The sequence below is a fragment of the Streptomyces sp. NPDC001508 genome (genome assembly GCF_040298665.1).
Taxonomy (GTDB): Bacteria; Actinomycetota; Actinomycetes; order Streptomycetales; family Streptomycetaceae; genus Streptomyces.
Genome location: NZ_JBEPAP010000011.1, coordinates 125,732 through 145,890, shown reverse-complemented (window position 1 = coordinate 145,890; position 20,159 = coordinate 125,732). Strand labels below are relative to the sequence as shown.

At 69.0% G+C, this 20,159-nt stretch carries 15 protein-coding genes and 1 pseudogene; 6 read left to right on the top strand and 10 right to left on the bottom strand.

What is annotated here, in order from left to right; all coding sequences use genetic code 11:
* Window positions 1–68: 68 nt before the first annotated feature.
* The 4 genes from ABT245_RS13750 (at window position 69) to ABT245_RS13735 (ending at window position 3,912) form a co-directional block, all read left to right on the top strand.
* Complete coding sequence (locus tag ABT245_RS13750) at window positions 69–1,280, top strand: sensor histidine kinase (RefSeq protein ID WP_351732847.1); 1,212 nt, start codon at window positions 69–71, stop codon at window positions 1,278–1,280.
* Window positions 1,268–1,942, top strand: coding sequence for a LuxR C-terminal-related transcriptional regulator (locus ABT245_RS13745; protein WP_351732844.1), 675 nt, complete (start codon window positions 1,268–1,270; stop codon window positions 1,940–1,942). The genes ABT245_RS13750 and ABT245_RS13745 overlap by 13 nt, the downstream gene beginning before the upstream one ends.
* Before the next feature lie 525 nt (window positions 1,943–2,467).
* On the top strand, window positions 2,468–3,553 hold the full coding sequence (locus ABT245_RS13740; protein ID WP_351732842.1) for an amidase family protein: 1,086 nt from the start codon (window positions 2,468–2,470) through the stop codon (window positions 3,551–3,553).
* Window positions 3,554–3,714: 161 nt separating this feature from the next.
* Entirely contained in the window at window positions 3,715–3,912 is a 198-nt protein-coding gene (locus ABT245_RS13735) for a hypothetical protein (RefSeq protein WP_351732839.1), read from the top strand.
* Window positions 3,913–4,112: 200 nt separating this feature from the next.
* On the opposite strand, the gene ABT245_RS13730 is transcribed toward ABT245_RS13735, so the two are convergent.
* Entirely contained in the window at window positions 4,113–6,842 is a 2,730-nt protein-coding gene (locus ABT245_RS13730; protein WP_351732837.1) for an FtsX-like permease family protein, read from the bottom strand.
* A 2-nt stretch (window positions 6,843–6,844) separates the two neighbouring features.
* Window positions 6,845–7,657: an ABC transporter ATP-binding protein gene (locus ABT245_RS13725; protein ID WP_351732834.1), complete on the bottom strand. Its 813-nt coding sequence runs from the start codon at window positions 7,655–7,657 to the stop codon at window positions 6,845–6,847.
* 289 nt (window positions 7,658–7,946) lie between these two features.
* Here ABT245_RS13725 and ABT245_RS13720 point away from each other — a divergent pair, with 289 nt between their 5' ends.
* Entirely contained in the window at window positions 7,947–10,991 is a 3,045-nt protein-coding gene (locus ABT245_RS13720; protein WP_351732832.1) for a Tn3 family transposase, read from the top strand.
* A 315-nt stretch (window positions 10,992–11,306) separates the two neighbouring features.
* On the opposite strand, the gene ABT245_RS13715 is transcribed toward ABT245_RS13720, so the two are convergent.
* The 3 genes from ABT245_RS13715 to ABT245_RS13705 form a co-directional block, all read right to left on the bottom strand.
* Window positions 11,307–12,176, bottom strand: coding sequence for an SDR family oxidoreductase (locus ABT245_RS13715; protein ID WP_351732830.1), 870 nt, complete (start codon window positions 12,174–12,176; stop codon window positions 11,307–11,309).
* Between the two features lie 62 nt (window positions 12,177–12,238).
* Window positions 12,239–13,480: an amidohydrolase family protein gene (locus ABT245_RS13710; protein ID WP_351732828.1), complete on the bottom strand. Its 1,242-nt coding sequence runs from the start codon at window positions 13,478–13,480 to the stop codon at window positions 12,239–12,241.
* A gap of 184 nt (window positions 13,481–13,664) precedes the next feature.
* The gene (locus ABT245_RS13705) at window positions 13,665–14,108 is read right to left on the bottom strand and encodes an Rrf2 family transcriptional regulator (RefSeq protein WP_351732826.1); all 444 of its coding nucleotides are present in this window, start codon (window positions 14,106–14,108) and stop codon (window positions 13,665–13,667) included.
* Between the two features lie 204 nt (window positions 14,109–14,312).
* Between ABT245_RS13705 and ABT245_RS13700 the strand changes: the two genes are divergently transcribed.
* A complete protein-coding gene (locus ABT245_RS13700; RefSeq protein WP_351732824.1) occupies window positions 14,313–15,380 on the top strand; it encodes a tyrosine-type recombinase/integrase in 1,068 nt (355 codons plus the stop codon).
* A gap of 213 nt (window positions 15,381–15,593) precedes the next feature.
* Here ABT245_RS13700 and ABT245_RS13695 read toward each other — a convergent pair whose 3' ends face one another.
* The 5 genes and pseudogenes from ABT245_RS13695 to ABT245_RS13670 form a co-directional block, all read right to left on the bottom strand.
* A complete protein-coding gene (locus tag ABT245_RS13695) occupies window positions 15,594–17,216 on the bottom strand; it encodes an ISL3 family transposase (protein WP_351732821.1) in 1,623 nt (540 codons plus the stop codon).
* A 288-nt stretch (window positions 17,217–17,504) separates the two neighbouring features.
* Window positions 17,505–17,693: pseudogene (locus tag ABT245_RS13690) on the bottom strand (transposase); the annotation flags it as partial.
* Between the two features lie 732 nt (window positions 17,694–18,425).
* Window positions 18,426–18,854, bottom strand: coding sequence for a DUF8711 family protein (locus ABT245_RS13680; protein ID WP_351732818.1), 429 nt, complete (start codon window positions 18,852–18,854; stop codon window positions 18,426–18,428).
* A gap of 25 nt (window positions 18,855–18,879) precedes the next feature.
* A complete protein-coding gene (locus ABT245_RS13675) occupies window positions 18,880–19,104 on the bottom strand; it encodes a SoxR reducing system RseC family protein (protein WP_351732815.1) in 225 nt (74 codons plus the stop codon).
* Between the two features lie 215 nt (window positions 19,105–19,319).
* A partial coding sequence (locus ABT245_RS13670) for a transposase (RefSeq protein WP_351732812.1) occupies window positions 19,320–20,159 on the bottom strand: 840 nt, incomplete at its 5' end.

Genomic DNA, 20,159 nt, shown 5'->3' with positions numbered 1-20,159 from the left:
GCCAGCGCCACCCGTCCTGGGGAGATGGGCACACCTCCCGGGGCCCGGCAGCCAACTACCGTGGTCCCATGTCCTCCTTCTCCTCCCAGTTACGGCGGTCCTGGCAGGCATCCTGCTACCTGTCCTTCGGCCTGCCTGTGGCCATGGCCGCCTTCCTGGGCTGCTTCGCGGTCCCGATCGGCGTCTTCTTCACAGCGTTCGTCATCGGGGCGCCGGCCTGGCCGGAGATCGTGCGAGTACTGCGCCGGTTCGCCGGAAGCGAGCGGGTCCGCGCCGGGGACTGGCTGGGCAAGCCGATCCCGGAGCTGTATCTGCCGCTGGACGGCTCGCCCAGCGACCGCGTACGGCTGGCGCTCACCGATCCAGGCACCTGGCGCGACGCGCTCTGGCTGCCAGTCGCGACCTTCACCATCCTCGTCTTCGGCGTACTGGCGCTCGTGCTGTGGCCCCCGGCCCTGCTCGTGGACGGCGCCGCGGCCGGGATACGCCGGGCGCTGGACCGCAGGAGCGTCCGGCCGTACGACTCCGCTCAAGAGCCCGCCCGTACGCGGCTGCTGCCGCTGCACGAGGCGCTGGCGGACACCCAGGCCCGGTGGACCGCGGCGCTGTTGAAGCCGTCCCCGTCGGCGAAACTCGGCCAACGTGTCGCTGAGCTGGCCGAGTCCCGGGCCGGTGCGATGGAGGCCCACAGCGCCGAGCTTCGCCGCATCGAGCGTGATCTGCACGATGGTGTCCAGGCGCAGTTGGTCGCGCTGTCCATGCGCGTAGGGCTCGCCCGACAGCAAGTCAAGAGCGACCCTGATGCCGCGGCGCAGTGGCTCGCCGAGGCCCAGGAGGAGATCGACGGCACGCTCGCGGCCCTGCGCGGCATCGTCCGTACGGTGCACCCGCCGGTCCTGACCGACCGAGGGTTGGCCGGTGCGGTGCGCGCACTGGCGGTCTCCATGGACATCCCGGTCGAGATGAACCTGGCGGCCGTGGAGAGTGGTCACCGGCTGCCGGCGTCGGTGGAGGCCGCAGTCTACTTCGTGATCGCAGAATGTCTGACGAACATCCGCAAGCACAGCGGGGCCGACCGTGTCTCAGTACGCTTCACCAGGGCCGACGGGATGCTGCAGATCGTCGTGACGGACAACGGGCGCGGTGGGGCTGAGGAGCACGGCGGAAGCGGGCTGCTCGGCATTCGCCGCCGGGTCGCGGCGCTCGACGGCACGACCGAGATCACGAGCCCTCCCGGGGGGCCGACGAGGATGAAGGTGGAGCTGCCGTGCGGATCTTGATCGCGGAGGACAACGCGTTGCTCCGGGAGGGCATGACACTGCTGCTGACCCGCAACGGTCACGAGGTCGTGGCCACCTGCGCGTCGGGACCCGAGATCCTGCCGGCCATGCGCCGCACCGAGCCGAACGCGTCGGTGCTGGACGTGCGGCTGCCACCGAGCTTCCGCGATGAGGGCCTGCGCGCGGCCGTCGCGGCCCGCCAGGAGTTCCCCGAGCTGCCCATCCTGGTCCTGTCGCAGTACGTCGAACAAGCCTACGCCACGGAACTGCTGGCGCTGGGCGCGTGCGGGATCGGCTATCTCCTCAAGGACCGGGTCGGCCGGGTGGAACAGTTCCTGGAGGCCCTGGAGCGGATCAGCGAGGGCGGCACCGCCCTCGATCCCGAAGTGGTCAACGAGATCATCCAGCAGAAGGCGTCGTCGCGTTCGCTGGAGGGGCTGACGGCGCGCGAGCACGAGGTGCTGGAGCTGATGGCCCAGGGACTGGCCAACGCCGCCATCGCCGAACGGCTCTTCATCACGGAGCGGGCCGTCAGCAAGCACATCCGAGGCATCTTCGACAAGCTAAACCTGCCCGCGGAGGGCACCAGCGTCCACCGCCGGGTGCGGGCGGTCCTGGCCTACCTGGGCAACGACATCTCCAGCGGGGAAGCCTCCTGGTAGCCGCCGACCGGCAGCCGCGCACCGCCGGACGTGAGCCTGGCACCCGTCTCCACGTGCCAGGTTCGTCCGCTGCTTAAAGGCATGTCTGCCCCACTTACGCAATGGAAGGCTCCTGCAGTTGTCAGCGGTGACAGAGAAGGAGTCTTGTGGTGGGCGACGATGACAGGGAACGTCCGACGGTCGGCGGGCTTCGTTGGATCACCCGCCGGGCCGCGCTCAGTGCCGGCGCGGCCTCCTGCATCGGCGTGCCGGTCCGGTCCCCCGCCCCGCACCCCGGCGCCGGGCGGACGGACGGGCAGTCCTCGGAACTCGACGAGGCCCACACTGGCGGACTTGCAGCGCCTCATGGCCGGCGGACAGCTCAGCGGCGCACCGACGGAACTCTCTGACCAGGGACGATGCACCCTTGCGCGGAGATCGTCTCCCACGCTGCCGGAGATCTTTTCCCGCCGGACGAGGCGCCCCTCGCTCGCGACCTGGTCAGAGCGTCCGTCAACTCGTCCCCGTACGACGAGTGTTTCGTCGGTGCCCCTCAGCAGTGTCGAGTTGACGCGGCACTACCTGTCACGCATCGAGCGTATGAACACCAGCGGACCTGCTCTACGGGCCGTTCTGGAGACGAATCCCGACGCCCTTCGCACAGCGGAGGAACTCGACAGGGAGCGAAGCCGGCACCGCGTACGGCATCCCCTCCTGCACGGGATTCCCGTCCTGCTGAAGGATGTCGTGGAGACCCGGGACCGGATGCACACCACAGCGGGCTCCTCAGCCCTGCTCGGTGCCCGCCCGCGGCAGGACGCGACGGTCGCCGCCCGCATGCGCCGGGCCGGAGCAGTCCTGCTCGGCAAGGCCAACATGACCGAGTGGGCGGGCGGGGAGGTGACGCATACCAATGGATGGAGCGCACGCGGCGGGCAGTGCCGCAACCCCTACCAGCTGGGCCGCTCGCCCAGCGGATCCAGTTCCGGGCCAGCGGTCGGCGTCACGGCGAACCTGTGCGCCGTGGCCCTGGGTGTGGAGACGAACGGGTCGTTCCTCAGTCCCGCCGCGGTGTGCGGCGTGGTGGGGATGAAACCGACAGTCGGGCTGACAAGCCGCGCGGGCATCATTCCCGCCTCCGTGTCCCAGGACTCGGTCGGGCCCCTGTGTCGCACCGTCGCCGACGCCGCCGCGGTGCTCGGAGTGATCTCCGGCCCCGACAGCCGCGATCCGGCCACGCGTGCCGCCGGAGGGCACGCGCACCCGGAGTACGCCCGCTTCCTCGACCGGGATGCCCTGCGGGGAGCACGTATCGGCGTGCCGCGTCAGGTGTTCTTCGGATACAGCGAACACGCGGATGCCGTCGCCGAGGCGGCCCTGGACGCACTGCGGGCGGCCGGCGCCGTGGTGGTCTATCCAGCGGACATCCCCACGGTCGAGGAGATGGCCTGCTCGGAAGCGCCGGGAATCGTCGCGCTGTACGAGTCGAAGCACAGTTTCGACACCTATCTGCAGAACACCCCCGGGACCCACCCGCGCAGTCTGAGCGAACTGGTCGAGTTCAACCGGCAGCACGCTTGTCAACGGCCATGTCGTTCTCCCCGTAGTCACACGCTGGCTCTGTTCACGTGAGTCATCGATAAAGCCAGCACGCCGACACCGAACTGAGGTACTTCAGTCAGGCACCGCTGAAGCTGGTTCAATCATTCAGCGACGGTGACCTGAACGCCGACCGATACCGCAAGGCGCTCGACGAGACACGTGATCTGGCGCACCGACGGGAACTCGACTCCGTGCTCGACCAGCACCGTCTCGACGCTCTGGTGATGCCGACGTGGAATCCAGCCTGGAAGATCGACCTGCTGAACGGGGACTTCTACCTGGGCGAGGGCTCCATGCCCTCGGCTCTGGCCGGTTATCCCGCCATCGCTGTGCCCGCCGGGCAGGTCTTCCAGCTTCCCCTGGGTGTCACCTTCACGGGCCGCGCCTGAAGCGAGCCGCGGCTGCTGGGGCTGGCCCACGCCTTCGAGCAGCAGATCCGGGCTCGCTACACACCGCGCTCCCTGGCCCCTGGCAGGATCGAGCCGTGAGCAGCGGCGGATGACACCACCAGAAGAGCCCCGGTCCCCCGGGGGCTCTTCTGGTGCTCTCGAAGCTGCGGCAAGGGGTGCGGCCAGCTGCGCCGACGCCGTCAGAAGCGCGCCAGCGCCGCGGGGCGACGCCTGCGCAGCGCCGTCCGCGCCGGGACTAGGAAGCCGATGGCCACGGTCGTGACGACCACCAGGACGATCAGACCCGCCTGGGCCGGCGGAAGGTAGGGCAGGGAGCCGGTGACGGACAGGCTGAACGCGGTGAGCGGGATCACCGCGGCCAGCACTCCGACCGTCAGTCCGGCCACGATGACGATCGCCGCTTCCATCCGTAGCATCGACCGCACCTGCCGACGCCCCGCGCCCACCAGCCGCAGCAGGACGAGCTCCTCGCGACGCCCGACAAGGATCAGTACGAGGGTGCTCAGTATGGCGATGACGGTGAAGCCGCCGACGACCATGACCGCCACTGTGATGAGCACCTCGCTCACCCCACGGTCGTCGGGCCGGAGGTGCTCGGCATCAGGCGCCTTTTCGACGCGGACGTCCAGCGCGGTGCTCGCGAGCGTGGCAGCCGCCTCGCGCCGCACCTCGTCGCGGTCGGCGCCCGGTGCGAGGCTGGCCAGGACGCGAGTGTCCAAGGGCACGGACACGTGGGGGACGAGCACCTCCCGGGCGAACAGATAGCCGCCGAGCGCGAGAGACCGCTCGTACACCGCCACCACCCGCAGCGAGCCCACCACACCGTCTCCGTAGCGGAGCTTGACCGTGGATCCGACCTTGAGGCCCAGTGACTCGGCCTGGTCGGTGCCGACCGCCACCGTGCCCCGCCGCAGGTCGCGCAGGGTCCCGGAGGTGACGTCCAGGTCCAGCGTCGCGGGCAGGGCGTCCGGCGTCACACCCACCACGGGGAGTCGATCGAGCACAGGTTCACCTGCCGAGCGGTGGGCCAGGACGACCGTGCTGTGGAGCACACCGGTGGCCGCCTCGACCCCGGGCACCTGGGCCACCTGGCGCGCGGCTTCGGCGGGCAATCCCGCACCCCGCGTGGTGACGGCCAGATCCGCCCGCAGCGCCTGCCGGGCCTGCGCGCTGCCTTCATGTTCCGTGGTCGCGCCCGCGGCCAGCTGTACGCCCACGAAGGCCACCATCAGAGCAACGGGGGTGATGGCCGCGCCGAGCCGACGCGAGTTCGCCCTGGCCGACGCGGCGGCGAGGTAGCCCCCGGCACCGCCCAGCCTGCGGACCGTCGGGGCCAGCAGGTGCATGGCCTCTCGCGCGATCCACGGGCCGAGCAGGGCGCAGGCGATCACCAAGGCCAGCGCCCCGCTGCCGGCTGCCATGGCCGCCAGCTCACCCGACTGCAGGGCCGCGGTTCCTGAGGAACTCAGGCCGGCGAAGAGGACGACCAGCCCGGTGACGGTGCGCCCCTTGCCCGGCTGCGCCGGTTCGCTGTGGGACTCCCCCAGTGCCTGAGCAGGCCGGATCTTGGCGATGCGCGCGCAGGCGAGGGCCGCAGAGACCCGCGCGACGAGCAGGGTCAGGATCGCCGTGACAAGGGGGATGGCGAGCATCCAGGACAGGACCGGCAGTTCCAATCCGACGGGGACGGCTCCGCGGGACCGGAGCATCGACTTGAGCACCAGGAAGACAGGGACAGCGCCCACGGCCCCAAGCGCGGCGGCGGTGAGCGAGACGCCGGTCACCTCGCGGCCCACCGTCGTCCGAAGTTGCCAGGGCGTCGCTCCGACGGCGCGCAGCAGCGCCAGTTCCCTGGCCCGTTGGTGGACGGCCTGGCTGATGGTGGTGGCGACGACGAGCACCGCGATCATGATGACCGTCGCACACAGCGTCGCCAGCAGGTTCAGCAGACCTGCCCGGCTCGGCGCCGCCTCGATGAATTCCGCCTGACCGCGCCCGTTGCCGGTGAGCACGCGCAGCAGCGACGAGTCCTGCGGGGCCCGGGTGCCCGCGGCGGCGTCCCGGGCCGGAGTCCCGCCATCCAGTTCCTCGCGCAGCTCAGGGTAGAGCTGATGCACGGTGATACCGTCCGCAGCCAGCACACCGATGGCGTCCACGGTGTCCGGATGGCCCGACAGCCGGGCGGCCTCGTCGTCCGTGAAGAACACGGCGCCCTGGTGGGGCAGGCCGGCGGTGGCGGCCCGGCCTTTTGGAGCGGCGATGCCGGAGACCACGTACTCGGCCGGTGTGTCCAGCGTCTGGATCCGGATCCGGTCGCCCGGCCGCACGCCGGCCCGGTCAGCCAGATCACCGTCCAGGACCACTTGCCCCGCTCCCACGGGCGCCTTCCCGTCTCGCAGCGTGAACGGGGCAAGCGCAGCCGCCGACCAACCGTGCCCATACACCGGCACCGTTCCCGAATCGGTACTCGGTCCGCGTACCGGTGTGCGGTCGCCGTCGGCGAGCGTCACGGGAAAACTGCGGTCGGGGATCGCGGTGCGCACACCGGGGACGTCCGACAGCCGCGCGACCACGTCGGACGGGACGCCGACCCGCTCGGTGAGCGACTGCGTCACGGTCTTCGGCTTGCTGCCCCACGGCTTGGCGCGGTAGCTCGTGTTCTGGTCGGCGGTGATCACCGCGGTGGTCGCCGCATAGCGCTCCACGTGGGCGTGGCCCACGAACGCCGACAGTGTGGCCAGCGCGAAGCTGCCCAGGAGGAGCGAGGTGAGCGTGAGAGCCGCGAACACCGCGGCCCATGCCTTGCGATGCCGGCGTACGGAGTGCGAGGCGAGGAACCGGGCGGTGCGCTGGACGTTGCCCACCGACTCACCGTGCCGGTCGGGGCGCGTGCGGGTGTCGACGGCCATGGTCACCGCTCCGTGAGCTGAGCGAATTCGCGAGCGACGGTATCCGCCGCGGGGCGGTCCAGCCGGGCGACCACCCGCCCGGCCTCGATGAAGATCACCTCGTCGGTCCACGAGGCGGCCTCCGGAGCGTGGCTCACCATGACGACGGTGTGGCCCGCTCTGTCGACGGCCTCACGCAACAGGCTCAGCACCTCGCGCGCCGTGACCGGGTCCAACGCACCTGTCGGCTCGTCAGCGAAGATCACCGCAGGGTCGGTGACCAAGGCCCGGGCGATGGCCACGCGCTGCTGCTGGCCGCCCGACATCCGCAGCGGGGTGTCGTCCGCCCGGTCGGCGAGACCGACGGCCTCCAGGACCTTCAGGGAGCGTTCCCGCACCCCTGGGTCGCCGGGGCTCATGCCCCTCAGTAGCAGCGGGAGCGCGACGTTCTCCTGAACGCTGAGCGACGGTACGAGATTCAGAGACTGGAAGACGAAGCCGATCCGGTCCCTGCGCAGCCGGGTCAGAGCCGCCTCGGACAGCCGGGACAAGTCGGTGTCTCCGATCCACACCGTGCCTGCGGTGGGCTGGTCGAGTCCGGCCGCGCACTGCAGGAACGTCGTCTTGCCGGAACCGGAGCGGCCCATGACAGCGAGGAACCGGCCCTGAGGGACTTCCAGACTGACGTCCTCCAGTGCGTGGAATTGCTTCCCTCCGCGCCGGTAACGCCTGGTGACCGACTCCAGTGTGAGCGCCGGAGCACCCGCGGTGCCACGGTCCCCCGGGTGCTCTGCGGTGAGCACCAGGGCGTCTTTCCCCGTCCGAAGCCTTGCCATGGTCCGCCCTCCGGGTGGTCGTCACCGACCGCGCCCTTCGTCATGCACCCCGCCCGGCAGCCGCTGAGCAGGGTTTTCCCATTGCTGGTGAATCTAGAAGCGCCCCCGTCGCCGCACGATGGAGCACCCACCCGTTTCACGGTTCAGCCAGCGCCACCACCCGGGGTGCCGGTAAGAACGCTGTCACCAGCCGCAAACGGCGGTGATCTTGTGAGGGTGTCACCCATGTGGGTGAGTCCGGGGTCGTACAGCTGCGCGGGGTGAAGCCCCAAGAGGACGATCGACGACCGTGGCCCGTACCCCTTTGGACCTGGACGAGCTGGTCGAACACTGGACGCTGTTGAAGGACGAGCAGGGGCTCGTGTCCGGCAAGCGCGGTGCGACGCGCCTGGGCTTCGCCGTGTTGCTGAAGTTCTATACGCAGTACGGTCGGTTTCCCCGGGGCCGGTTCGAGTTGCCGGGCGAGGCGGTGGAGTTCGTCGCCCGGCAGGTACAGGTACCCGCCTCCGAGCTGGACGCGTACGAGTGGAGCGGCCGAACGGTCGAGTACCACCGCGCGCAGATCCGCGGGCACCTGGGCTTTCGTGAGTGCAGCGTCGCGGATGCGGACAAGCTGACGGCCTGGCTCGCCGAGCATGTCGCGTGCAACGAGAGGCGGCCGGAGCAGGTACGGGTGGAACTGCTGGCTCGCTGCCGCGCGGAGAGCATCGAGCCGCCGACTCCGGGGCGGTGCGACCGGATCGTGGGTGCCGCGCTGCGAGTGGCCGAGGAGACGCTGACGGCGAGGATCTCGGCGCGGCTGACGGTGGAGGGCACGGAGCGGATCGTCGCCCTGGTCGCTGGCGCCGACCGGGAGGACGACGCTGTACCCGGTGAAGCAGGTACCGGTGAGGGCGAGGATGGGCCGTCGGCCCTGGGGAAGATCAAGGAGGCTCCGGGCAATGTGAGCCTGGAGACGATGCTCACCGAGATCGACAAGCTGCTCGCGGTGAGGGCCGTCGGGCTGCCGATGGACCTGTTCGCCGATGTCGCGCCGAAGGTGGTGGCCTCATGGCGGGCGCGGGCCGCGGTGGAGTCTCCTTCCCATCTGCGCACGCATCCGCTGCCGTTGCGGGTGACGCTGCTGGCCGCGCTGCTGCACGAGCGGGAGCGGGAGATCACGGACACGCTGGTGGAGCTGCTGATCTCCACGGTGCACCGGATCGGGGCGCGGGCGGAGAAGAAGGTCACCGAGCAGCTGGTCAACGCGTTCAAGAAGGTGTCGGGCAAGGAGAACATCCTCTTCAAGCTCGCTGAGGCGTCGATCGGCGAGCCGGAGGGTACGGTCCGCGAGGTCGTCTACCCGGCGGTCTCCGGCGGTGAGCAGACGCTGCGGGAGCTGGTGCACGAGTTCAAGACCCGCGGTCCGGTCTACCGGCGCACGGTGCAGACCACCTTGAAGGCGTCGTACACCAACCACTACCGGCGCGGGCTGATCAAGCTGCTGGACATGCTGGAGTTCCGCTCGTCCAACCACACCCACCGGCCGGTGGTCGAGGCGTTGGCGCTGGTCGCCCGCTACGCGGCGGCGGGCAACACCACGTACTACCCGCTGGGCGAGACCGTGCCGGTGCACAAGGCGATGGGCGGGGACTGGGCCGAGGTCGTCCACCGCACCGACAAGCGTGGCCGGCGCCGGGTGGTGCGCATGGTCTACGAGGTCGTCGCCTTCCAGGCCCTTCGCGACCAGCTCAAGTGCAAGGAGATCTGGGTGGTCGGCGCCGACAAGTGGCGCAACCCCGATGAGGACCTGCCCCAGGACTTCGCCGAGCGGCGCGAGGAGAACTACCGCGAGCTGCGCAAGCCACTGGACGCGGCCGTCTTCGTCGACGAGCTGCGCGAGCAGATGACCACCGAGCTGACGCTGCTGAACGATGGGATGCCGCGCTTGAGCTGGCTGGACATCGCCGAGCGGAAGTCCGGGGCCATCCGGCTGACCCCAGCCGAGGCCCAGCCCGAGCCGCGCAACCTGCGCAGGATCAAGGGCGAGGTACAGCGCCGGTGGGGCATCGTGCCGCTCATCGACATGCTCAAAGAGGCCGTCCTGCGCACGGGTTGCCTGGACGCGGTCACCTCGGTCTCCGGCGGCGGCTCCCTCTCGGCGGAGGTCCTGGCCGAGCGCCTGCTGCTGGTGATCTACGCCTACGGCACGAACGCCGGGATCAAGGCCGTCGCCTCCGGCGGCCACGGCCACACCGAGGACGAGCTGCGCTACGTCCGGCGCCGCTACCTCTCGGCGGAGGCCGCCCGCGCCATCGCGATCCAGATAGCGGACGCCACTTTCGCCGCCCGCAGCACCGAGCTGTGGGGCCAGGGCTCGACCGCGGTCGCCTCCGACTCCACTCACGTGCGCGCCTACGACCAGAACCTGTTCACCGAGTGGCACTCGCGCTACGGCGGCCGCGGGGTGCTCATCTACTGGCACGTGGAGAAGAAGTCACTGGCCATCCACTCCCAGCTGATCAACTGCACCGCCTCCGAGGTCGCCGCGATGGTCGAGGGCGCGATGCGGCACGGCACCACCATGGACGTCGAGGCCAACTACACCGATTCGCACGGCCAGTCGGAAATCGGATTCGGCATCACGAGGCTGCTGAACTTCGACCTGCTGCCGCGCATCAAGCGGATCAACAAGGTCAAGCTGTACCGGCCGACGGCCGGCGACCCGGACGCCTACCCGCAGCTCACCCCGGCGCTGACCCGCCCGATCCGCTGGGAACTCATCACTCAGCAGTACGACCAGATGATCAAGTACGCGACCGCCATCCGTACGCGGACCGCGTCCACCGAGGTGATCCTGCGCCGCTTCACCCGCAATGCCTCCCACCCCACCTACGCGGCCATGCTGGAGGTCGGCCGCGCCCAGAAGACCATCTTCGTGGCCCGCTACCTGCGGCTGCGTGACCTTCAGCAGGAGATCGAGGAGGGCCTGAACGTCATGGAGTCCTCCAACGGCGCCAACAGCGTGATCGCCTACGGCAAGGGCGGAGAGATCGCTTCCAACCGGCGCGACGAGCAGGAGATGTTCGTGCTGTGCCTGCGGATTCTGCAATCGGCCCTGGTGTACGTGAACACCCTGATGCTCCAAGACATCCTCGGCGAACCGGCGTGGGCGGATCTCCTCACACCCGCCGACCGGCGCGGCCTGACCCCGCTGTTCTGGTCCCACGTTCGGCCCTACGGTGAGGTGAACCTCGATATGGGCGCCCGCCTCCACCTCGCCGCGACCTCCGTACCGGGCCCCCGTGCCCAGGCCGACCAGGCCGAGCGATCCGTCGCGGAGAACGCGGTGTGAACATGCGCCTGTACAGTCGAAGCGGCGCCCGAAGTCACCTCTTGTGGCTTCGGACGCTGCTTATTCGTGGTGCGCTGTCGCGTCAGGTGGTCGGCTCGGTCTCGGCGTGCTTGAGATCGAACCTGACGAACTCGATTTGGGCGACGGGGATCATCAGCCCGTCGGCTGTCCGTTGGATGAAGTGGTCGCGGCGGCGAGTGCGGCGTCGCGGCCGCATTCGAACGCGTTCTGCGTTGCTGCCACCGCTTTCTCGTCGATCAGCGCCTTGCTCATGCGACCGACATAGGCGTGAGCATTCTCAGCCCTGCCTGCGAGTCAGCTTTCGTCCGATTGGAAGAAGCGCGGGCCGTTTCCCCGGTCTGCGCAGTCGGTCGAGCAGGCCAGGTCGCGTTGTGCCTGGAGCTGGGCCAGGCGAGTGCTCAGCGTGCGGGTGATGTGCTTGTAGCTGTCGCTGCCCAGAGCGAGGCGCAGCGGAGCGGGTTCCTCAACGACGCTGGCGATCATTGCGTCGACCATCTTGCCTGGGTCGCCCGGCGAGTGGAGCGAGGTGTCGTCAAGGATGTCATTGATCCTGCGGGAGGGTGAGGCGTCATAGGCGGGGATACGGGGCCCGACTCTCGCGCTCCTGTTACGGAAGCCGGTGCGCGCACTGCCGGGTTCGACGATCGTGCAGCCGATCCCGAACACGGCCACCTCCTGCGCAACCGTCTCCATGAACCCTTCGATGCCCCACTTCGTTGCGTGATAGAGCGAGCTGCCGGGAATCGTCACCTGGCCTCCGAGGCTGGAGACCTGGAGGATGCGGCCGTGACCCTGCTCGCGCATGTGGGGAAGGACCGCGCGAACGAGCTGGATTGATCCGATCAAATTGGTGTCGATCTGGTGGCGGACCTGCTCGTCGGTTACCTCCTCGGCGGCGCCCAGCAGCCCGTAGCCGGCGTTGCTGACGACCACGTCGATGTGGCCCATCGCGGCCCAGGCGGCGTCGGCCGTCGGCCGGATCTCGCCGGCATGTGTCAGGTCGAGAGCGGCGAGCCACAGCCGGTCGCCGTATTGCGCCTTGAGGTCGTCGGCGGCTGAGAGGTCCCGAAGTGTGCCGGCGACGCGATCGCCGGTAGCGAGCAGCTCTTCCGTCATCAGGCGGCCGAAGCCGCTGCTGATGCCGGTGATGAACCAGGTTCTCATGGGTGGTTTCCTCCCTGCTGCGGTGAAGCGGCGGGAGGACGTCCCGCCACGCGCGCGCCTAGCTAGCGCTTGTCGACGACGAGCCCGCCGTTCAGGATCACTATGCTGAGGTCGCGAAGGTTGCCGATGTCCGCAGTGGGATCAGCGTTCAGCACGAGCAGGTCGGCGCGCTTGCCGGGGGCCACCGCGCCGAGGTCGGGGCGGACACACTGCCGCGACGCGCCGCTGGTGCCTGCGGCCAGCACCTGGGTGGGCGTCATCCCGGCCGCCACCATGAGTTCGGCCTCGTCCAGGGTGTTGGCTCCGAACAGGCCCCGACCGCTGAAGGTGTCGCTGCCCAGCGCGATGTGCACGCCGGCCTCAGCGACCTTCTTGAGATTGCCACGGGCGTCCGGGTGAGCATCGTCGATCCAGAGCGTGGGCGTGTAGGTGATGCCGTGTTCGAGCATCAGGTCGATGAGCGAGTGGTCGGTGAGGGGCTCGACGGTGACACCGTGCTCCAGGCCGTCCGCTCCAGCCTCGATCGCCTCACGTGCCGCGGCTTGCTGGGTGGTGTGGACGGTAACCCGAAGGCCCCGCTCGTGCCCGGTCTCGATACCCGCCAGAAGGACATCGAGGGGAAGCCGTTCCAACTCGACACCACCAGGAAAGGCAGGATTCTGCCAGAGGTACTTCGGCCCGCCAGCGTGCGCACACGCGCCTTCCGACAGGAGTTTGACCGCGTCCACCTTTCGGTCAGCGAGGTGGTGCACCAGGTCGCGGATCTGCTGCACGCTGTCGACCTCTCCCGTGAAGCGCTCGCGCGCCCAGGGGTTGCCGCTGAAGACAGTGGCGGCGGGATGCCCGTCGCGTCCGGTGATACCGCAACCGGTCGCAAGCAGTCGCGGGCCCCGCAGCGCGCCCGCGGCGATTTTCGCCCGCGTGTCCAGAATTCCGCCCGTCGGATCGCCCACCGACTTGATGGTGGTAATCCCGTGGTCGAGGAACAGCCCGAGCCTTCCGGGAAGCTCGTTCTCCTCGAAGGCCCGCATCGAATCCGGATCGGAGACCGCGCGCACGTCGTAGAAGTGGATATGAGTGTCGATCAGGCCCGGCATGACCCATCCTTCGGCCGCATCCACCTCCTGTCTGCCCCTGAGCGGCTCGGCCGAGACGGAAGCGATCTCTCCGCCGTTGATGGCGACGTCGTACAGACCGGCGAGCGCCTGGCGGCCGTCGAAGACATGTGCGCGACTGATCACGAGGTCATAGGTCGCAGGGCCGCGAGCTTCGGTGCTCGCAAGTGCTTCGGATTCCTGGTGCATCGCTCTCACTCCTGGTGCGTTCTGAGTAGGTGTTCGGGCCGCGGTACACGCGGACGGATCATGCGGGGCCGCTGGCATCGAGAGTCAGGAGGGCCCGGAGTGCCCGGGCTGGAAAAACTGTAACCAAACTAGTTACAGTTAAGGCGTACCTCATGACGCAGGGTGGGTGCGCGTCAGCGCCTGATCAGTGATTCCTCGGTTCGTTGTCGGAGGCCAGTATCTGATGCAGCAGGTCGGCGATCGTCGTCCTGCCGAGCTGTTCCTCCAGAGCTCGTTCCGCGCTCTGGAACTCGACGTCAAGCAGGTCGCCGATGTTGCGTCCGACCTCGCACGCCCCGCTGGGCGGATGGGTGTACCGCGAGAAGATCTGCCCTTCCTCGACGGCGGCGTACGCGTCATAGAGCGTGATATCCCGCGGGGCGCGAGCAAGGGACCAGCCGCCCCCCCGGCCCTCGGCGGACCAAACCAGGTCAGCGTCTCGCAAGCGGCCGAGGACACGCCGCACGAGGACTGGATTGCTCTCAAGGCTGTCCGCGATCTCCGCGGAAGTCAACGAGCCCCCACGCCGGTGCGCCAGCATCGCCAGCGCGTGAATCGCGACCGCGCTCCTACTGCTGAGCCCCGCCATCTCCTACTCCTTGCCGTCGCCGGTTAACTGCAACCACAGTAGTTGCAGTTTGATCCACTCGCAAGCTCGACTGCCGCAGTAAATACCGGATTTACTGCGGCAGGGCCTCTCCCGTGATCAACGCGACCTGCGGTGGGGTGACCCGGCCGTTGGGGCGAGGTGTACGCATTTACTGCGGCAGAGCCAGGGATGGGCGGAGCCGGCATGGCGATCGGGCCAGTGACCGAACTCGGAAACGGGGGCGCGCTCCGGCTGCCGCGCGCCCGGGTCGTACCCCTGTCCGCCCCGCCTTTCTCGTACACCGCGGCGGTCGAGCGGTACCTCACCGGCGCGGGCATCGCGAAGTCCTCCGCGCGGATCTACCGGATCTCGCTCACGACGTGGGGGTGGATACTCGCCGGCAAACCGGCACCGACCGGACCCGCCCGCCGGGGCGCGAAGCCGCCCGTCTTCCCCGTCACCGCGATCGACGACCCGGCGCTGCCGGAAGTGCTGGCCGAGCTGGCGGCGGTGCGGGCGGACGAGATGGACGCCGACACCGTCAACCGTGAACTGTCCATCGCGCGCAAGGCGATCGGCTGGTGGCAGCGCCAGGGCTGGATCGAAGGCGACCCGACGATCGGCATCGAGCGGCGGCCTGCACCGCCGGACCGCACCAAGGCCCTGGCCGAGAACCAGATCGCCGCCCTGTGGCGCCTGGACGTCGCCCTACGGGAGAAGACGTTCTGGAAGATGCTCTACGAGTCGGCGGCCCGCGCCGACGAGGTGCTGTGCCTGAACGTGGAAGACCTGTACCCGCAGGACAAGCGCGGCAGGATCACCGCCAAGGGCGGGGCGACCGAGTGGATTCACTGGCAGTCCGGCACCGCCCAGCTCCTGCCCCGACTCACCACCCGCCGCACCCTAGGCCCGCTGCTCCTCACCGACCGCAAGGCCCCGGCTGGAACGCCGACGCTCGACGTGTGTCCAGAGACCGGACGCGCCCGGCTCTCCTACCGCCGGGCCGAGGAGATCTTCGAGGAGAACACCCGGCTGCTGGCCAACCCGCTCGCCTCACCCGCAGACATCGAGGACCTGGATGGCTGGACCCTCCACCGGCTCCGCCACAGCGCCCTCACGCATGACGCCGAGGACGGTACGTCCACCCCAATGCTGCTGGCCCGCTCTCGCCACGCCTCCGTCCGCTCCCTGGAGCGGTACGCCCGTCCCGGCGTCGACGCGGTCGCCCGACACGTCGCGGAACGCGACCCCGCCGCACGTCGCCGCACGTGACACCCGCCGTTTGCGGCTGGTGACAGCGTTCTTACCGGCACCCCCACCCCCAGGGGAGGTGGACACACCGGCCCGGCCATTCGGCAGTGAAACCGTGATGGAAGTCGCAGGAATTCGAACAGACCTACGCCGCAGAGTGCCGGCGGTCCTCGCCGTGGCATTAACGCTCTGAAGTGGGGCCTGGCCCAAGTTGTGTGGGTTGGTGACGGAGTGTCACGCGAGGAGAACGCGTTTCCGGAGGAGCGGGAATCCGGCGCGGCCGAACATCTGCCGTTTGAGCATCTTGATCCGGTTGACTGCTCCTTCGACCGGGCCGGAGTTCCAGTCGGTGGTCAGTCCGGCGGTCACCGCGTCGAAGTCGCTTTCCAGCCCGGTGGCGAAGGTGCTGATTCCGGGCAGGCCCGATGTCACCGCCTCAGTGATCCACTCGGGGAGGCGCAGTCCGTCGAGTGTGGTGAGCATTTCCGCGAACGAGCTGGTCAGGTCGGCAGCGGAGGCCAGTTCCGGGCAGCGGTCAAGCACGGCCTTGCGGTGCAGTTTCTCCTCTTCGGTCAGGGTGGCCGGGTGCCGGGTGAGCCAGCCGGTCACCTGCCGTACCGACAGCGGGGCCGGAGGCGGTGTGAAGCCTTCCCGCTGGGGCAGGTCGCGCCGGATCCAGTCGCAGACGATGGTGTAGTGACCGCGGAAGCCCCGGGCGGTGATCTCCCGGTAGAGGTCGAGGACGGTCACTTTCCCGCCGGTCTCGGCCCAGCGTTCGGCCAGGTAGGGCTTGAACGGGTCGAGCTTGCTCGGGAGCTGCCGTTTGCGGCCCTTGACCATGTCCTGCCAGCGGACCGCGCGTGCGTACCGCTGCACTGTGTGCCGACCCCAGCCCAGATGCTGTGCGACTCCCCGCAGGCTCATGCCCTGGGCGAGGAGTTCGTGGACGAGAGCGTGGTGGACACGGTCCCGCTCGGCGAACTTGCCTGTCGGTGCGTCCGTTTCGTCGGTCTGGCCGGGGGCCGCCCTGATCGGCGTCTCCCAGGCCGGTTCCGGCTCTGGGTCCGGCAGCGGCAGGTCGTGCAGGCTGGAGCGGTGGGCGGCCACGGTCTTCTCGACGGCCGAGGCGAGGTTCTGCCAGAGGTGGAACCGGTCGGCGACCTGGAGGGCCTGGGGCGCGGCGGTGTCGGCCGCCTCGGCGTAGGCGCTGGCGCGGTCGCGGCAGATGACCTCGATTCCGGGACGGGCCGCGAGCCATGGGACGAGGGTGGCGGCGTCGCGCTCGGGCAGCAGGTCGAGGACCTGGTGGGTCTCGGCGTCGATCACGACCGTTCCGTAGACGTGGCCACGCCGGAGCGCGAAGTCGTCCACGCCGACGGCGCGGGGCTGCGTCGCTGCCGGGTCGGGCAGGTCCATCACCCTCCGCAGCAGCGTGTTGCGGCTGGTCGTGATGCCCAGGTGTCTGGCGAGGCGGGCGCCGGCCCGCCCGGCCAGTGCCAGCCCGACCTTGCTCATTGCCGACCGCAGACGCTCGGTGGTCCGGCCGTGGCGCCGGGTGAGTCCCGGCACCTGCTCGACGAACGTGCGCCGCGGGCACTCCCGGGTCGCGCATACGAACCGGCGGACCCGCAGTGCCAGTACGCACGGCCGTCCGGCACAGGCCAGGTCCGCGGGAAAGCGCAGGTAGGAACCGTGGATCTGAGCAGACCAATCCCCGCAGGCCGGGCAACAGGCGTTGCTCGCGGAGCACCGCGCCTCGATGCGGATCACCTCACCGTCCGTCTCGGCGGACGTGATCACGACGTTCGTGTTCGACGGGAACAACAGCTCTTGTACCAGAGACGGGTCTTCGTTCACTGCGACCGAATGTCGAGCACATCAGCCATACGAGGAGCGAATTCAAGGCGACTTCCGAACCTCAGTCACGAAGATCAACAGCTACAACGAGTAGTCGGCTCACCACAACTTGGGCCAGACCCCACTTCAGAGCGTTAACCTCGCCGTTTCGCTTGGGTTGATCAGACGTCGCTGTTCGTCTGGTGTCGCGTGGGCGGGGTGATTTTGTTGCCTGGGCATGGCGGAGTCCCGGCGCGTGGTCGGGTTCTCCAAGGTCTTTCGAGTCGTGGGCGGTCGGGGATTTGGCGGTCAGTCGGCGGGGCGGGGCAGTGCGGCGAGGCGTTGGAAGGCCATGGCCAGTTCGTGTCTCCAGGGCCAGGTCGCCGATATCCGCAAGCGCAGACGCCGAGCGCCGCGGGTGAGGCGGGCGGCGACGTGCAGCAGCCGGTAGCGGAGCTTCTTCGGCTCGGCGGTGGCCGGTTCCCCGTCCAGCAGCAGGGATGTTGCCGCCGAATGACTTGTGCTTCTGGCTGAACCACAGGTCGTTGCCGTTCTCTCGGATCCCGGCCACGCGGTCGCACTCGATGAGAGTCCCGTCCAGGATTACGTGCGTCATGCCTTCGCGTTGGCAGCGGCCCAGGACCTGGTGCAGGTCCGGGGCCTTCTCGGCGAGAACGTCGATGCCTTCGTGCAGGTAGCGGTAGCCAGTGGCCTGGGAGACGCCGGCGTCGCGGGCCAGGCAGTGCACGCAGCCGCGCTCGCGGAACCAGCGCAGGATCAGCACGGCCTGCCGGAACGGGCCCAGTGCCCGGCTGCCGCGTGGGGTGCCGATGTGCCGTCGGTGCGCTGCGAGCAGGCGGGACAGGTCCGGCGCCCGCAGACCCTGTTCCGCGGTGGTCCGGTGCGCTGCGAGCAGGCGGGACAGGTACTCCACGACATGGCGCGGGACGTCGAGCGTGGCAGCATAGGTGACCAACGTGAAGCCTCTGGTGGTTACGGACACGCTCTTGTGGTGAGACCTGTCCTACCAGGGGCTTTACGTCTGTCCAGAGCTGGGGCCGCCCGGACCGATCTATCCGGACATGCGCCGATCAGCCTGCTTCGCGGAGATCATTTCGCCGAGAAAACCTCAATGCCATCGCCGGTAGAAAGGAGGAAGGGCATCTGAACTCAACGGTGCGGGGGGATGTCTCCCGTGATGCCCGACTCCCAGCTCTGCGGCGGTGTGTGTTAGCCGAAGTCGCCGAGGTCGGTGCACGTCTCGCGCAGCGCCTTCAGCCGATCGTTCTGCTGGGACACGTAGTCCGAGACCGATCCTGCGGACAGATCGCCGTCGGCAGCGTCTCGCAGCTCCTTCGCGGTCTTCGCCGCGGCATCGCGCAGTTTGTCGTCGGAGGCCTTTTCGGCGATCTCGTCAATCTTGTCGGCGCGTTCGCGGACGTCCTTGCGGGCCTCATCCGCACTCGACGGATTGGGGTCGAAAAGCGCGACGTCCATAATGTCGAGGCATATATCGCCCCGATCCAGCGCGTGCTGCGCGGAATCACAGGCAGTCAGGCCGAGGGCAGCCGGGACGGCGACGATTCCGCCAGCCAGGAGCACAGCGAACCTCCGGCGCCTTTCCGGTAAGCGCGTCCGCATGCCCAGTGACGACTTCATTCAGCATCCCCCTCTGAGTGCCTTCTCAACTCGCGGACCGCCGCCACCGGACGATCGCCCAGATCACCGCGAGAGCGTCCAGGCCGAACCCCGCGCTCATCACAGCGGTGTGCGTGCCGCCGTCCACACCATGCGAGACCACGGACGTGAGCATGGCGCCCACGAAGAACACCAGCAGTGGCAGCACGTACCACCCTCCCCTAGCCCTCCGGGAAGCGCGATCCTCGTCGTAGTCGGTCGAACGTGCCATGAGAACTCCTACTCCACTCCGTGCTCGTCGCGTCACGCGGCCTCCTCCATGCTGCCTGCTGACGGTGTTCCGGGCAGTACACCGCGCACCCGAACCGGGGTGAAGCCTGCACCACCATTCGGGGTTCCACACCGGCCGAGGGTCCGACCGCACCCTTTTCACCGGCGCATTTGCTGTTTTGGTTGGGTCGGTGACTCTGCTGCGCAATTCCTGGGTCAGGCCGTGAGCTGGTAGGCGAGGTGTTCCAGGCGGCTGCTGCGGGTGTGGTGCCGGTCGTGTCCGGTCCAGTACGCGTCGAGTCGGATCACGTTCAGTGCGGTGGCGGAGAAGGCGTGCTGGAGGCGGACTTTCGGCAGTCCGCGGTAGCGGGCCCGGCGTATGCCGGTGATGTCCAGGGCCTGGTTGATGGTGCCCTCCACTCCCGCGCGCAGGGCGTACTTGGCTTTCCAGGTCTCGGTCTTCTGCTCGGCGCGGGCCCGGACGAGGGCCTCGTGCGGTTCCCTGGGCCGCAGGGTGAGCATGCGCCGGCCCAGCGCGGAAGTGGTGCATTGCTCCTGGAAGGGACAGGGGCGGCAGGTGCGGACACTGAAGGTGATGACGATCGCGTCCGCGCCGTGCTGTTTCACCGGGTTCCAGTGCGCGCTGCTCTTGCCGGCGGGACAGCGGACCTGGCGCGCCTTCCAGTCGATGGTGAAGGCGTTCTTGTCGAAGCCGGCGTGGGCCTTGGCCTGTGCGGAGTGGTCCAGCAGGACGGGGGTGACCATACGGGTGCCCTGCTTCAGCGCGGCGGTGATGAGATCGGCGGAGGGGTAGCCGGAGTCGAGATAGTGCTCGCCGGGTGTCACCCCGTGTGCGGCCAGGCGCTGTTGGACAGGTGCGGTTGCCTTCACGTCGGGCACGGTGGCGTCGGTGGTGAACACGTCCGTGATCAGGTTCGGTGCCGCCAGGCCCCCGGCTTCGGCTTCGGCTTCGGCTTCGGCTTCGGCTTCGGCTTCGGCTTCGGCTTCGGCTTCGGCTTCGGCTTCGGCTTCGGCTTCGGCTTCGGCTTCGGCTTC

Excerpts from the sequence above, each read along its gene's own strand:
- ABT245_RS13750 (WP_351732847.1), top strand. The coding sequence starts at position 69 with ATGTCCTCCTTCTCCTCCCAGTTACGGCGGTCCTGGCAGGCATCCTGC.
- ABT245_RS13730 (WP_351732837.1), bottom strand. The coding sequence starts at position 6,842 with ATGGCCGTCGACACCCGCACGCGCCCCGACCGGCACGGTGAGTCGGTG.
- ABT245_RS13725 (WP_351732834.1), bottom strand. The coding sequence starts at position 7,657 with ATGGCAAGGCTTCGGACGGGGAAAGACGCCCTGGTGCTCACCGCAGAG.
- ABT245_RS13715 (WP_351732830.1), bottom strand. The coding sequence starts at position 12,176 with ATGAGAACCTGGTTCATCACCGGCATCAGCAGCGGCTTCGGCCGCCTG.
- ABT245_RS13710 (WP_351732828.1), bottom strand. The coding sequence starts at position 13,480 with ATGCACCAGGAATCCGAAGCACTTGCGAGCACCGAAGCTCGCGGCCCT.
- ABT245_RS13705 (WP_351732826.1), bottom strand. The coding sequence starts at position 14,108 with ATGGCGGGGCTCAGCAGTAGGAGCGCGGTCGCGATTCACGCGCTGGCG.
- ABT245_RS13700 (WP_351732824.1), top strand. The coding sequence starts at position 14,313 with ATGGCGATCGGGCCAGTGACCGAACTCGGAAACGGGGGCGCGCTCCGG.
- ABT245_RS13680 (WP_351732818.1), bottom strand. The coding sequence starts at position 18,854 with ATGAAGTCGTCACTGGGCATGCGGACGCGCTTACCGGAAAGGCGCCGG.
- ABT245_RS13675 (WP_351732815.1), bottom strand. The coding sequence starts at position 19,104 with ATGGCACGTTCGACCGACTACGACGAGGATCGCGCTTCCCGGAGGGCT.